The following is a 14256-nucleotide window of genomic DNA, read 5'->3' as shown; positions in this document are numbered from 1 at the left end:
GGCACCGCGGTCCGCCGGGTCGTGGAGCTACCGCCCCGTCCACGCGTACCGGTGCTCAGGGCGGCCCGTCTCCCCGTACTTGAGGGTCAGGCTCAGCCGCCCGGACTCCTCCAGCCGCTTGAGGTAGCGCTGTGCCGTGGAGCGGCTCAGCCCCGACCGGGCGGCGACCTCGTGCGCGGACAGCGGGGACGCGGCGTCCGAGAGCACCTGCCGTATCAGCTCGGCCGTGGGCGCCGAATGGCCCTTCGGCAGCGGGGTGCTGGTGGCGGCCGTGCGCAGCGTGCCGAAGATCCGGTCGACCTGGTCCTGCCCCGCTTCCTGCGCGTCGTCGAGGGTACGGCGCAACTGCGCGTACGCCTCCAGCTTCACCCGCAGCCCGGGGAAGGTGAACGGCTTGACGAGGTACTGCAGGGCCCCGTAGCGCATGGCCGCCTGGACGGTCGCGATGTCGCGCGACGCCGTCACCATGATCACGTCGGTGAGGTCGCCGAGCTGCCGCAGGCGGCGGACGAGCCACAGGCCGGTCTCGTCCGGGAGGAAGTGGTCCAGCAGCACCAGGTCGATGCCGCCCTTCTCCAGCACGGCCATGGCCTGAGCCGCGTTGTGGGCCTTGGCGCCGACGCGGAAGCCGGGGACCCGCGCCACGTACGCGGCGTTGATCTCGGCGACGCGGAAGTCGTCGTCCACGACCAGGACATCGATCATCGTTCACCCCTTCGAGTGAGCTGCTTGGGCTGCGGTGAACGCAGCGCTTCGGGCAGTTCCACGGTGAACACCGCGCCGCCGCCCTTCCGTTCGCCCACCCGCACGGAGCCGCCGTACCGCTCGGCCAGCCGCCGTACGAGCGAGAGGCCGAGCCCGCGGCGGCGGTGCGGGGCGGCCTCCTTGGTGGACCAGCCGTCGGTGAAGACCAGTTCGCGGACCGCGGCCGGCACCCCGGGGCCGTTGTCCGCCACGCGGACGACGAGCGTCTCCCCGACGGCCCGCAGCTCCACCTCCACGAACGGGGGACCGGCCGCGTGGTGGGACCCCGCCGCGTCCAGGGCGTTGTCCACGAGGTTGCCGAGCACGGTGACCAGGTCGCGCGGGTCCACGACCCGGTCGGGCAGCCGGGTCGCCGGGCTCACCCGCAGGGCCACGCCGCGCTCCGCCGCGACCGCGCTCTTGCCGACCAGCAGGGCACCCACCAGCGGGTCGCGGACCCGCTCGGTGACCTCCTCGGCCGTCGCCCGGTGCGCGCCGGTGACCTCGGCGACGAAGTCGGCTGCCTCCTCGTACAGGCCGAGCTCCAGGAGCCCGGCGATGGTGTGCAGGCGGTTGGCGTGCTCGTGGTCCTGGGCGCGCAGGGCGTCCGTCAGGCCGCGGGTGCCGTCGAGTTCGCGGCGGAGCTGCTCCAGCTCGGTGCGGTCGCGCAGCGTCGCCACGGTGCCGCCGCCGGCCGTGTCCCTGCGGTTGACGACCAGCACCCGCCCGTCGCGGACGGTCAGCAGGTCGGCGCCCGACACCCGGCCGGCCAGCACGTCCGTGGTGCGGCCGGGCGGCAGCACGCCGTCCAGGGGGTGGCCGATGGCGTCCCGGCCGATGCCCAGCAGCCGCGCGGCCGCGTCGTTGACCAGGCGGACGCGGCCGTTCCGGTCGAGGGCGACCACGCCCTCGCGGATGCCGTGCAGCATGGCCTCGCGCTCGTCCAGGAGGGCGGAGATCTCGGTGAGTTCGATGCCATGGGTGCGCTTGCGCAGCCGGCGGGAGGCGGCGATCGCGGCGATCGCGCCCACGCCGAGGGCCGCACCGGCATACGTGACGATGTCCGGCACGGCCCGCAGCAGCAGGGCGTGCACGTCGTCATAGGCGATGCCGACGGAGACGGCGCCGACGACGGCTCCCTCGCCGTCGCGCAGGGGCACCTTGCCGCGCGCGGAGCGGCCGAGGGTGCCGCGCTCGATGCCCGTCCACTCCCGGCCGCCGAGGACGCTGCCGGGGTCGGTGCTGACGCGCTCCCCGATCCGCTCCGGGACGGTGTGGGAGTAGCGGATGCCGCGGGTGTCGACGACCACGACGTAACTCGCGCCGGTGGCCAGCCGGATGCGCTCGGCGTCGGCCTGCACGGGCCCGCCGGGGGAGGGCGGCCCGGCCAGCAGGCTGTGCGCGATGCCGGGCTGGGCCGCGGTGGCCCGGGCGATGGTCAGGGCCCGGTGCTCGGCCTGGTCGTCGAGCTGGGCTGCCAGGGGCGCGAGGAAGAGGCCGGCGGCGAGCCCGGTGACCCCGGTGATGATCAGCAGCTGGACGAGCAGCACTTGGGCGAAGACACGGCGCGGCCAGCGGGGGCGCATGCGGGTCCCCCTCCTGCCGGTCGTCGTGGTCTTCATTGCGCCTCCGGCGTCATCTTCCGTGGCGCCTTCGTCGCTCTTTGTTGTTCTACCGCGCGCAAAACGAGCAGAACAGGGTTCGTGCACTCAAGCCGCACAGCGCTCACAAGGCTGTCTGTGCGCCACACGTCACATCTAGCCTCCAGCACCGGCCACCCCCTTGGCCGGAAACCTGCACAGGAGGAGACGGCAAGCATGATCAGTGGCACCCCGCCGGGCCACGTACCGGCGATCGAGCTGCGCGGCGCGAGCAAGGTGTTCCGTACGCCGTCGGGCGCCTCGCACACCGCCGTACGGGATCTCGGCCTGACCGTGGAGCAGGGCGAGTTCGTGGCGGTCGTCGGCCCGACCGGCTGCGGGAAGTCCACCACGCTCACCCTGGTCAGCGGCCTGGAGGAGCCGACCGAGGGCGAGGTGCTGGTCGGCGGCGAGCCGGTGACCGGAATCCGGCCGGAAGTCGGCTTCGTCTTCCAGCAGGACGCCGTCTTCCCCTGGCGGACGGTGCTGTCCAACGTGACGGCCGGGCCGCGCTTCCGCGGCGTGCCCAGGGCCGAGGCGCGGGAGCGGGCGCGCGACTGGCTCGGCCGGGTAGGGCTCGCGTCCTTCGCCGACCGCTATCCGCACCAGCTCTCCGGCGGCCAGCGCAAGCGCGTCGCGCTCGCCCAGACCTTCGTGTGCGACCCGGCGATCCTCCTGATGGACGAGCCCTTCTCGGCGCTCGACGTACAGACGCGGGCCCTGATGTCGGACGAGCTGCTGGAGCTGTGGGGCGGCTCCCACGGTGGACCGGCCGCTTCCGTCGTCTTCGTCACCCACGACCTCGAGGAGGCGATCGCCCTCGCCGACAAGGTCGTCGTGATGACCGCCGGACCGGCGACCGTCAAGCAGGTCTTCCCCGTACGGCTGCCGCGCCCGCGCAAGGTCGAAGCCATCCGCCTGGAGCCCGAGTTCGTGGAGATCTACCGCGAGATCTGGTCCTCCCTCGGCGAAGAGGTCCGCATCACCCGTGAGAGGGGTGCCTCCCGTGTCGCTTGAGTCCGTCGAATCCGTCGGCGCCCCCATCGCCCCCACGGCTCCGGCCGTCGGCCGGGCTTCGGCCCGCGCGAAGGCCGCGCGTCAGCGCAGGCTCACCGTGTACGCGGCGCGGGTGCTCGTGCTCGTCGTCGTGCTGGTCGCGTGGGAGCTGATGGCCCGCAACGGCGTCATCGATCCGTTCTACTTCTCGATGCCGACGAGGATCTGGGACCAGATCGTCCAGTGGACGCTCCACGGCACTCCGCAGGGCTCGCTCGGCGAGCAGATCTGGTACACGCTCTACGAGGCCCTGCTCGGCTGGGTGTTCGGCGTGGCCGGCGGCGTGGTGCTCGGGATCGGGCTCGGCCGGGTGCGCTTCCTGGCCGACGTCTTCAGTCCGTACATCAAGGTCCTCAACGCGCTGCCGAGGATCGCCCTCGTGCCGATCTTCCTGATCCTCTTCGGGCTGGGGCCTGCCTCCAAGGTCGCGTCGGCGGTCGTCCTGGTCTTCTTCCCCGTGTTCTTCAACGCTTTCCAGGGCGCCCGCGAGGTCGACCGCAATCTGGTGGCCAACGCCCGCATCCTGGGCGCGAGCAACCGCCGGGTGACGCTGCAGGTCGTCATCCCCTCGGCGACTTCCTGGATCTTCACCAGCCTGCACGTGAGCTTCGGCTTCGCGCTCATCGGCGCGATCGTCGGCGAGTACCTCGGTGCGGCGAAGGGGATCGGGTTGCTGGTCTCCATGTCGCAGAACACGTTCAACACGGCGGGCGTGTACGCCGCCATGGTCATCCTCGCCGTCGTCGCGCTGCTCGCGGAGGGGCTGCTGACCTTCGCCGAGAAGCGGCTCTTCCGCTGGAAGCCGGGCGATTCCGGGTCGGGGGAGTAGCGGCACGCCGCCGCCCCGTCCCGCCCCACTGCCCCCCCACCGCATCCCCACACCCCCCAGCACGTCCTGCACGTCCTGTTCGTCCCCCGCGAACCACCGACCGTAAGGAACAGCGATGCGTACGTTCAGCAAGACCGCCGGAGCCCGCGTGGGCGCCGTCGCGGCGGTGATGTGCCTGACCCTGGCCGGGTGTGCCGACGAGTCGTCGACGAACAAGCCGAACCCGGCGCTCGAAGCGGCGAAGGGTGACATCGTCAAGATCATGGTCGGCGGCCTGGACAAGGTCATCTACCTGCCGGCGGTCCTCACCCAGCGGCTCGGCTACTTCCAGGAGGAGGGCGTCACCGTCGACCTGCTCACCGAGCCCGCGGGCGTCCAGGCCACCACCGCCCTCGTCTCCGGTGAGGTCCAGGGTGTGGTCGGCTTCTACGACCACACGCTCGACCTGCAGGTGAAGGGCAAGCAGGTGGAGTCCGTGGTCCAGCTCGCACAGACGCCGGGGGAGGTCGAGGTCGTCTCGAAGAAGGCCGCGGGCGAACTGGCCTCGCCCAAGGACTTCAAGGGGAAGAAGCTCGGCGTCACCGGGCTCGGCTCCTCCACCGACTTCCTGACGAAGTACCTGGCGGTGAAGAACGGAGTGAAGGTCAGCGACTTCACGCCGGTGGCCGTCGGCGCGGGGCAGACCTTCATCTCCGCACTCCAGCAGGGCTCCATCGACGGCGGGATGACCACCGACCCGACGGTCGCGCAGATCCTCGCCAAGGACGCCGGCAAGGTGCTCGTCGACATGCGCACCCCCGAGGGGTCGCGGGCGGCGCTCGGCGGCCTCTACCCGGCGTCCAGCCTCTACATGAACACCAGCTGGGTCAACGACCACAAGGAGGTGGTGCAGAAGCTCGCCAACGCCTTCGTGAAGACCCTCGGATGGATGTCCGAGCACACCCCGGAGGAGATCGCGGCCAAGATGCCCGACGACTACGCGAAGGCCGGCAAGGACCTCTACGTCCAGGCGATCAAGAACACCCTGCCGATGTTCACCAAGGACGGAGTGATGCCCGAGGACGGGCCCCGGACGGTCCACGAGGTGCTCAAGTCGTTCAACCCCGACCTCAAGGGCGCCAAGGTGGACCTGCAGAAGACCTACACCACGGAGTTCGTCAAGAACGCGGGCTGAAGGTACCCGGGCGGGAAGGGCGCGGACCGATCAGCGCCTCCGCGGGGACGTCCGTACGGAGGGGAGTGACGGATATGACGTCCATCCGTGCGGGCGTGCCGGGAGCACGTCCGCAGCTCTCCGGCCGGGCGGGCTCCGCGGCGCCCTGTTCGACGGCCACCCGCCAGGCCCGGCCGTCGGTGTGGGCGACGGTCACCGACCAGTGCGGCGCCGCGCCCTCGGTGCGCGTCACGTCGAAGGCGTCCGCGTCCTCCTCGCCGGTCAGTTCGCGCACCGCCAGCTCGGCCGCCTGGGCCGGGCGCTCCCAGGCCGAGCGGCCGCGGCAGTCGCCGGTGACGATCCGGCGGTCGCGCACCGCCTCCAGGACGTCCTTGACGCCGTGGGCGGTGACCCGGCCGTACGCGTAGCCGTACGGGAGGACGAAGAGCGTCGGGGAGAAGCGGTGGCCGCCGATGTGGGTGACCTCCCACGCCTCCGCCCCGGACGCGGCCAGCTCGGCGGCGAGGGGACGGCCCAGCAGGGCGCAGCAGCGGTCGCGCTTGCCGTTGGTGCACACGAACACCAGCGGGTCGCCGTCGTAGGCCTCCCACAGGCCGCCGTGCTCGCCCGCGCCGAGTGCGGCGAGGTCCAGCCGGGTCAGCTCCGCGGGGTCGGGGATCGCGGCGGTGCGGATCCAGGAGCGGCCCGGGGCGGTGTGGGCGGCGAACACCCGGTGGGTGCCGGGCTGGTGGCAGTCGGCGTGCCGGCCGGGGCGGCGGATCAGCGCGATGCGGACGCCTGTGCCTTCCGCGGCCGCGTCCAGCGCCTGCCCGACGGCGGGGTCGAGGTGGCTCGCGGTCAGTGCGTCCGCACCCCAGGGCCCGGGCTGCTCGACGAGCAGCCACGTCCGCGCGGTGGCGGCGGTGCCGGCCAGGGGCTCGGCGAGCTGGCGGGAGGCGGTCGCGCACGTACTCACGAAGGTAAGCCTAACCTGAGTTTCCGGTGTTCGTGTGACGGGACGGCCGGGACGGCTGAAGTCCGTGGGGTGGCCTGAAAGAGTTCCTTGGGGAGGCGTCAGGGCAGGGGCTGGGGCGGCGTGGGGCCGGCGTACTCGCCCGAAGGCCGCATCCGCATGGGGCGCTCCGCGTACTCCTCCAGGGCGTGCGCGATCCAGCCGGCCGTACGGGCCACCGCGAAGACGGTCTCCCCGGCCTCGGGCGGCATCTGCGAGGAGACGGACAGCACGGCCAGGGCGAGGTCCACGTTGGCGTGCAGGGGTACGTGCCGGGCCGTCGTCGCCTCGACCTCCCGTGCCGCCGCGAGGGCTCCGGCTGCGGCCGGCACGGCCTCCAGGCGGGCGAAGAGGGCCGTGGCGCGGGGGTCGGGCCCCTTGTAGAGCCGGTGGCCGAGGCCGGGCACGCGGCGCCCGCCGCGCAGGTGGTCGGCCACGACCGCGCCCGCGCTGCCCCGCTCCAGCACCTCCGTCAGCATCCGGTGCGCCAGCCCGCTCGCGGCGCCGTGCAGCGGGCTCTCCACGACGCCGAGGCCGGCCGTGACGACCGCGTAGGGGTGGGAACGGGCCGAGGCGGCGACCCGCACCGCGAGCGTGGACGCGGCCAGGTCGTGGTCGATGAGCAGCACGAGAGCCGCCTCCAGGGCGCGCAGTGACGCCTCGTCGGGTGCCTGCGCGGTCAGCCGTGACCACAGCCGGCGGGGCAGCGGCCCGCCGCCGTCCTCCCGGGGCAGCGGCCCGGCGGCCGGCAGGGCGTCGACCAGCGTGGGGATCAGGCCGCGCGCGGTGCCGAGCACGGCCTGCGGCGAGAGGTCGAAGCGCAGCGGGTCGGCGGCGGCCGCCGCGATCGCGGCCACCCGCAGCCGGTCGGCGGGCCCGCCGTGCGCGGGCAGGGAGCCCACGGCGCGGAGCGCCGCGATCAGCGCGTCGTGCGGGGCGGTGAACCGCGTGCCGCGCCGCAGCCGGCCCGTCCACAGCCAGTCCGCGACCTCTTCGTACGTGTACCGCTCCGCCAGGGCGGTGGCGTCCACCCCCCGGTAGTAGTACCGGTCCTTGTCGATGAGGGTGATGCCCGTACGGATCGCCGTCTCGCCGCCGAACGCCGTCTCGCGCCTGCTGCGCCGCAGGAGGGCGTCCACCTCGCGCGCGTCGAAGGTGCTGCTGCGCCCGCCGGGGCCGCGGCGGCTGCTGAGCTGGCCGCGGCTGACGTACGCGTAGACCGTCTCCGGCTTCACGCCGAGCCGCTCGGCGACCTCGCGCGTGGTCAGCCGCCGGTCTTCCGCTCCGGCGTGCGTCTCGCCGCCGTCCGTTCTGTGGTCCGCCATGGGGCACACGCTATCCACCCCTCTACATTGATTCGAATCAACATTGACAAGTATTGAGTTAAACATGGACAGTCGCATCAAGATTTGATCGATCGCCTGCTGAGGAGGCAGCCATGCCGATCACTGATGTGCCCCGTGGACTGGCCGGCGTCGTCGTCACCGACACCGCTCTCGGTGACGTCCGAGGCCAGGAGGGCTTCTACCACTACCGCCAGTACTCGGCCGTCGAACTCGCGCAGAAGCGCTCCTTCGAGGACGTCTGGCACCTGATGGTCCGCGGGACCCTGCCGGACGCGCAGCAGCGCGCCCGCTTCGCCGCCGAGACCGCCGCCCTGCGCCACCTGCCGCAGGACGTGCGCGAGGCCCTGCCGGGCATCGCCCGCGCCGGCGCCCGCTCGGGCCCCCTCGCCGGGCTGCGCACCGCACTGTCCCTGCTCGGCGCCTCCGCCGGCCTCCGGCCCCTCTACGACACCGCCCCCGCCCGGCGCGAGGCCGACGCGCTCGCCGCCTGCGCCGCCGTGCCCACCCTGCTCACCGCCCTGTACCGGCTCGGGCAGGGCCTGGAGCCCGTGGAGCCGCGCGACGACCTGCCCCACGCGGCCAACTACCTCTACATGCTGACCGGGACCGAGCCCGGTGCCCGGCGGGCCCGCGCCGTCGAGCAGTACCTCGTCTCCACCATCGACCACGGCTTCAACGCCTCGACGTTCACCGCCCGCGTCATCGCCTCCACCGGCGCGGACCTCGCCGCCTGCCTGTGCGGCGCGATCGGCGCCCTGTCCGGCCCCCTGCACGGCGGCGCCCCGAGCCGGGCCCTGGACACCCTCGACGCCATCGGCACGCCGGACCGCATCGACGGGTGGATCCGCGCCCGCGTCCTCGCCGGGGAACGGATCATGGGCTTCGGGCACCCCGTCTACCGCACCGAGGACCCCCGCTCCCGGATGCTCCGCGGCATCGCCCAGGAGTTCGGCGGCAGCCTCGTGGACTTCGCCGTCGAGGTCGAGGCGCGCGTGGAGGAGATCCTCGCCGAACTGAAGCCCGGCCGGGAGCTCCACACCAACGTCGAGTTCTACGCCGGCGTCGTCATGGAGCTGTGCGGGCTGCCGCGCGAGATGTTCACCCCCACCTTCTGCGCGGCCCGCGTGGTCGGCTGGAGCGCCAATATCCTGGAGCAGGCGGACGACTCGAAGATCATCCGCCCGGCGGCCCGGTACACGGGCCCGCCCCCGCCCCAGCCGGTCCCCGCCGCGCTCGACTGATGATGGAGGCGCCCCCCGTGGCCAAGCGACAGATCCCGGTCATCGTGCTGGCAGGATTCCTGGGATCGGGCAAGACCACCCTCCTCAACCACCTCCTGGGGAGGAGCGGGGGCACCCGCATCGGGGCCGTCGTCAACGACTTCGGCAGCATCGAGATCGACGCCATGAGCGTCGCCGGCCAGGTCGACTCGATGGTGTCGCTGGGCAACGGCTGCCTGTGCTGCGCCGTCGACACCAGCGAGCTCGACGGATTCCTGGAGAAGCTCTCCCGCCCCGCGGCCCGCATCGACGTCATCGTGATCGAGGCGAGCGGACTGGCCGAGCCGCAGGAGCTCATCCGGATGATCCTCGCCAGCGACAACAAGGACATCGTCTACGGAGGGCTCGTCGAGGTCGTCGACGCGGCGGAGTTCGCCGCCACCCGCGCCCGGCACCCCGAGCTCGACCGGCACGTCGCGATCGCCGACCTCGTCGTCCTCAACAAGGCCGACAGGATCGGCGACGAGGCCCGCCGGGACCTCCTGGGCGTCCTGGCGGAGCTCAGCCCCGGCACGCCCGTCGTACCGGCCTCCTACGGGCGCATCGACCCGGAGCTGCTCTTCGACCGCAAGCCGCGCGAGGAGGACACGGCGGCGGTGCGGCAGCTGTCCTTCGAGGACCTGCACGCCGGCGACGAGGACGACGGCCACGGCCACGACTGCCACGACGGCTGCAACCACAGCGGGCACCTGCACGCCGCCTACGAGAGCGTCGAGTTCGTCTCCCCGGAGCCCGTAGACCCGCGGCGGCTGATGGAGTTCCTCGACAGCCGGCCGGGGGGCCTGTACCGCATCAAGGGCTTCGTGTACTTCGGCATAGCCGGGCACAAGCACAAGTTCGCCGTGCACGCCGTGGGCGACTTCCTGCGCTTCTACCGCTCCTCCTGGGCCCGCGCCGAGGAACGGCTCACCCAGCTCGTACTGATCGGCAGGGGAGTCGACGCCGGGGCACTGCGGGCCGGCCTGGAGCGCTGCCGCGTGACAGAGGGAGAGCCCCTCGCCGAGGAGCACACCATGTGGGGAGTCCTGCGGTACGCGCAGGCCTGACGGTACGCGCAGGCCTGACGGTACGCACAGGCCTGACGGGGGCGCCATTCGCGCCCCCGTCAGCCCACTTTCACACCGGCTTTTACACCGGGCCCGCGATCACGCTCACCGGCTTCGCCAGGGGCGTGCCCGAGCCGTCACGGCGCGGGTCGGTCTCCGGCAGCTCCACCGGAGCGCCCTTCGCGTCCGCGGCGCGCGCCGGGGCCGCTCCCGCCCAGGCCATGACCAGGCAGTCCTCGCCCTTGAGGAAGCGCTGGCAGCGCACGCCGCCCGTCGCCCGCCCCTTGCGCGGGTACTGGTCGAACGGCGTCAGCTTCGCCGAGCCCTCCGTGGCACCGCCCATGCCGCCCCGCGCCCCGGCCCGGGTGAAGACCACCGCGTCCGCCGCCGGGTCGATGGCTGTGAAGGAGATCACCTTCGCGCCCGCGGACAGCTTGATGCCCGCCATGCCGCCCGCCGGGCGGCCCTGCGGACGCACCTGCGAGGCCTGGTAGCGCAGCAGCTGGGCGTCGTCCGTGACGAAGACCAGGTCCTCCTCGCCCGTTCGCAGCTCGGCCGCGCCGACGATCCGGTCGCCGTCCTTGAGGGAGATGACCTCCAGCTCGTCCTTGTTGGCCGGATAGTCAGGGACCACGCGCTTGACGACGCCCTGCTCCGTACCGATCGCGAGCCCCGGCGAGGACTCGTCCAGCGTGGTGAGGCAGACGACCGTCTCGCCGTCCGCCAGCGGCAGGAACTCCGGCACCGGCGCGCCGCCCGACAGGCTGGGCGCCGCCGCCGTCTCCGGAAGCTGCGGAAGGTCGATCACCCGCAGCCGCAGCAGCCGCCCGGCCGAGGTCACCGCCCCCACCTCGCCCATGGCCGTCGCCGGCACCGCCGAGACGATCACGTCGTGCTTGACGCGCTTGGCCTCGCCCGCGGCCGGCGGGAACGGCTCGCCCGTGGCCGTACGGGCCAGCAGGCCGGTGGAGGACATCAGGACGCGGCACGGGTCGTCGGCGACCTGCAGGGGCACCGCCGACGCCGGGGCGCCCGCCGACTCCAGCAGGACCGTACGGCGGTCGGTGCCGAACTTCTTCGCTACCTCGGCCAGTTCGCCGGAGACCAGCTTGCGCAGCTCCGCGTCGGACTCCAGGATCCGCGTCAGCTGCTCGATCTCCTCGTTCAGCCGGTCGCGCTCGGACTCCAGCTCGATGCGGTCGAACTTCGTCAGCCGGCGCAGCGGGGTGTCGAGGATGTACTGCGTCTGCACCTCGGAGAGGGAGAAGTGGGCGATCAGGGCCTGCTTGGCCTGCGCCGCGTTCTCACTCGATCGAATGATCCTGATGACCTCGTCGATGTCGAGCAGCGCCACCAGCAGGCCCTCGACCAGGTGCAGCCGGTCGCGCCGCTTGCCGCGCCGGAACTCGCTGCGCCGCCGCACCACCTCGAAGCGGTGGTCGACGTAGACCTCCAGGAGCTCCTTGAGCCCCAGGGTCAGCGGCTGGCCGTCGACCAGCGCCACGTTGTTGATGCCGAAGGACTCCTCCATCGGCGTGAGCTTGTAGAGCTGCTCCAGGACGGCCTCGGGGTTGAAGCCGTTCTTCACCTCGATGACCAGGCGCAGGCCGTGGGCGCGGTCGGTGAGGTCCTTGACGTCGGCGATGCCCTGGAGCTTCTTCGAGCCGACCAGGTCCTTGATCTTGGAGATGACCTTCTCGGGGCCGACCGTGAAGGGCAGCTCGGTGACCACCAGGCCCTTGCGGCGGGCCGTCACGTTCTCCACGGAGACGGTGGCGCGGATCTTGAAGGTGCCGCGGCCGTTCTCGTAGGCGTCGCGGACGCCGCTCAGGCCGACGATCCGGCCGCCCGTGGGCAGGTCCGGGCCGGGGATGAACTTCATCAGCGTGTCGAGATCGGCGCCCGGGTGCTTGATCAGGTGCCGGGCGGCGGCGACGACCTCGCCCAGGTTGTGCGGCGGCATGTTCGTCGCCATGCCGACCGCGATCCCGGACGAGCCGTTGACCAGCAGGTTCGGATAGGCGGCGGGCAGGCTGACGGGCTCCCGCTCGCTGCCGTCGTAGTTCGGCGTGAAATCGACCGTGTCCTCGTCGATGGACTCCGTCATCAGCGATGTCGGCGCCGCCATCCGGGCCTCGGTGTAGCGCATGGCCGCGGGCGGGTCGTCATTGCCGAGCGAGCCGAAGTTGCCGTGGCCGTCCACCAGGGGCAGCCGCATGGAGAACGGCTGCGCCATGCGCACCAGGGCGTCGTAGATCGAGGCGTCGCCGTGCGGGTGCAGCTTTCCCATCACCTCGCCGACGACCCGGGCGCACTTCACGTGGCCCCGGTCGGGCCGCAGGCCCATCTCGTTCATCTGGAAGAGGATGCGGCGCTGGACCGGCTTGAGGCCGTCGCGCGCGTCGGGCAGGGCCCGGGAGTAGATGACGGAGTAGGCGTACTCGAGGAAGGAACCCTGCATCTCGTCGACGACGTCGATGTCGAGGATGCGCTCCTCGAAGTTCTCCGGCGGCGGGGTCTTCGTGCTGCGGCGGGCCATCGCGGCTGCGGCTCCTTCGATCGATTGCCGAGGCAGGGTGCTGACGCGGACCATTGTGGACCGCGCCACTGACAACACCGGACACGACCCGTCCGTAAGGGGGCACCGCGCCGGGAACTTCGCCGGATGTCAGCGCGCTTGCATACAGTGACAGCACTGTTCATCACGCGAGCCAACGCGCACGAGTCGTCGCGCACGGGCGCGAGATCTCAAGCGATCGAAGGGACGTACATGCCCATGGGTCACACGGCCACGCAACAGGCCGGTACCGGCGGCCTCACAGCGACCGAGCACCGCCTGGCCAACGGCCTGCGGGTGGTGCTCTCCGAAGACCACCTGACCCCGGTCGCCGCCGTCTGCCTCTGGTACGACGTCGGCTCGCGCCACGAGGTCAAGGGCCGCACGGGCCTCGCCCACCTCTTTGAGCACCTTATGTTCCAGGGCTCGGCCCAGGTCAAGGGGAACGGCCATTTCGAGCTGGTGCAGGGCGCCGGCGGCTCCCTCAACGGCACCACCAGCTTCGAGCGCACCAACTACTTCGAGACCATGCCGGCCCACCAGCTGGAGCTGGCCCTGTGGCTCGAGGCAGACCGGATGGGCTCCCTGCTCACCGCCCTCGACGACGAGTCGATGGAGAACCAGCGCGACGTCGTCAAGAACGAGCGCCGCCAGCGCTACGACAACGTCCCCTACGGCACCGCCTTCGAGCGGCTGACGGCCATGGTCTTCCCCGACGGCCACCCGTACCACCACACCCCGATCGGCTCCATGGCCGACCTGGACGCGGCCTCCCTGGAGGACGCCCGCGCCTTCTTCCGCACGTACTACGCGCCGGGCAACGCCGTCCTGTCGGTCGTCGGCGACATCGACCCCGAGCAGACGCTCGCCTGGATCGAGAAGTACTTCGGCTCCATCCCCGCGCACGACGGCAAGCAGCCCCCGCGCGACGGCGGCCTCCCCGACACCATCGGCGAGCAGCTCCGCCAGGTCGTCCGCGAAGAGGTCCCGGCGCGCGCCATGATGGCCGCCTACCGCCTCCCGCAGGACGGCTCCCGCGAGGCCGACGCCGCCGACCTGGCCGTCACCGTCCTCGGCGGCGGCGAGTCCTCCCGGCTCCACAACCGCCTCGTCCGCCACGACCGCACCGCCGTCGCCGCCGGCTTCGGCCTGCTGCGGCTCGCCGGTGCCCCCTCGCTGGGCTGGCTGGACGTCAAGGCCTCCGGCGGCGCCGAGATCCCCGACATCGAGGTCGCGGTCGACGAGGAGCTGGCCCGCTTCGCCGCCGAGGGCCCGACCCCCGCGGAGATGGAGCGCGCCCAGGCCCAGCTGGAGCGCGAGTGGCTGGACCGGCTCTCCACGGTCAGCGGCCGCGCCGACGAACTGTGCCGCTTCGCGGTGCTGTTCGGCGACCCCCAGCTCGCCCTCACCGCCGTGCAGCGCGTCCTGGACATCACTCCCGAAGAGGTGCAGCGGGTGGCCCAGGCCCGCCTGCGCCCCGACAACCGCGCCGTGCTGGTGTACGAGCCCACCGAGAGCGCAGCCCCCGCCGACGAGAACGCCGACGCAGAAGAGGAGACGGCCAAGTGAGCGACGCCGTGGCCGCTGACCCCG

Annotated in this window: 11 protein-coding genes; 6 read left to right on the top strand and 5 right to left on the bottom strand. The window is 72.3% G+C overall.

All coding sequences use genetic code 11. The features are described from left to right. Window positions 1-27: 27 nt before the first annotated feature. Window positions 28-705: a response regulator gene (locus tag IF61_RS0124260; RefSeq protein WP_030368638.1), complete on the bottom strand. Its 678-nt coding sequence runs from the start codon at window positions 703-705 to the stop codon at window positions 28-30. Further along, window positions 702-2366, bottom strand: coding sequence for a sensor histidine kinase (locus IF61_RS0124255; protein WP_030368637.1), 1665 nt, complete (start codon window positions 2364-2366; stop codon window positions 702-704). Before IF61_RS0124255 ends, IF61_RS0124260 begins: the two co-directional genes overlap by 4 nt. Before the next feature lie 195 nt (window positions 2367-2561). Between IF61_RS0124255 and IF61_RS0124250 the strand changes: the two genes are divergently transcribed. The 3 genes from IF61_RS0124250 (at window position 2562) to IF61_RS0124240 (ending at window position 5443) form a co-directional block, all read left to right on the top strand. Beyond that, window positions 2562-3401: an ABC transporter ATP-binding protein gene (locus IF61_RS0124250; protein WP_030368636.1), complete on the top strand. Its 840-nt coding sequence runs from the start codon at window positions 2562-2564 to the stop codon at window positions 3399-3401. Beyond that, window positions 3391-4269, top strand: coding sequence for an ABC transporter permease (locus IF61_RS0124245; RefSeq protein ID WP_030368635.1), 879 nt, complete (start codon window positions 3391-3393; stop codon window positions 4267-4269). The genes IF61_RS0124250 and IF61_RS0124245 overlap by 11 nt, the downstream gene beginning before the upstream one ends. Window positions 4270-4384: 115 nt before the next feature. After that, window positions 4385-5443 (top strand): ABC transporter substrate-binding protein, encoded by a 1059-nt coding sequence (locus tag IF61_RS0124240; protein WP_030368634.1) that lies wholly within the window; start codon window positions 4385-4387, stop codon window positions 5441-5443. On the opposite strand, the gene IF61_RS0124235 is transcribed toward IF61_RS0124240, so the two are convergent. Both IF61_RS0124235 and IF61_RS0124230 read right to left on the bottom strand, forming a co-directional pair. After that, window positions 5427-6398, bottom strand: coding sequence for a ferredoxin family protein (locus IF61_RS0124235; protein WP_078660450.1), 972 nt, complete (start codon window positions 6396-6398; stop codon window positions 5427-5429). The genes IF61_RS0124240 and IF61_RS0124235 overlap by 17 nt on opposite strands. A 98-nt stretch (window positions 6399-6496) precedes the next feature. Then, the gene (locus IF61_RS0124230; protein ID WP_030368632.1) at window positions 6497-7759 is read right to left on the bottom strand and encodes a citrate synthase family protein; all 1263 of its coding nucleotides are present in this window, start codon (window positions 7757-7759) and stop codon (window positions 6497-6499) included. Window positions 7760-7872: 113 nt separating this feature from the next. On the opposite strand from IF61_RS0124230, the gene IF61_RS0124225 reads away from it, so the two are divergent. Continuing rightward, on the top strand, window positions 7873-9021 hold the full coding sequence (locus IF61_RS0124225; protein ID WP_030368631.1) for a citrate synthase/methylcitrate synthase: 1149 nt from the start codon (window positions 7873-7875) through the stop codon (window positions 9019-9021). 17 nt (window positions 9022-9038) lie between these two features. Then, on the top strand, window positions 9039-10106 hold the full coding sequence (locus IF61_RS0124220) for a CobW family GTP-binding protein (protein ID WP_107043115.1): 1068 nt from the start codon (window positions 9039-9041) through the stop codon (window positions 10104-10106). Between the two features lie 82 nt (window positions 10107-10188). On the opposite strand, the gene IF61_RS0124215 is transcribed toward IF61_RS0124220, so the two are convergent. Further along, a complete protein-coding gene (locus tag IF61_RS0124215) occupies window positions 10189-12645 on the bottom strand; it encodes a DNA gyrase/topoisomerase IV subunit A (protein ID WP_030368629.1) in 2457 nt (818 codons plus the stop codon). 237 nt (window positions 12646-12882) lie between these two features. Here IF61_RS0124215 and IF61_RS0124210 point away from each other — a divergent pair, with 237 nt between their 5' ends. Further along, window positions 12883-14232, top strand: a complete 1350-nt coding sequence (locus tag IF61_RS0124210; protein ID WP_043190482.1) for a M16 family metallopeptidase — start codon at window positions 12883-12885, stop codon at window positions 14230-14232. Window positions 14233-14256 lie beyond the last annotated feature (24 nt).

The organism is Streptomyces roseoverticillatus (assembly GCF_000719265.1).
Lineage (GTDB): Bacteria > Actinomycetota > Actinomycetes > Streptomycetales > Streptomycetaceae > Streptomyces > Streptomyces roseoverticillatus.
This window is presented reverse-complemented; position numbering and strand designations above follow the sequence as displayed.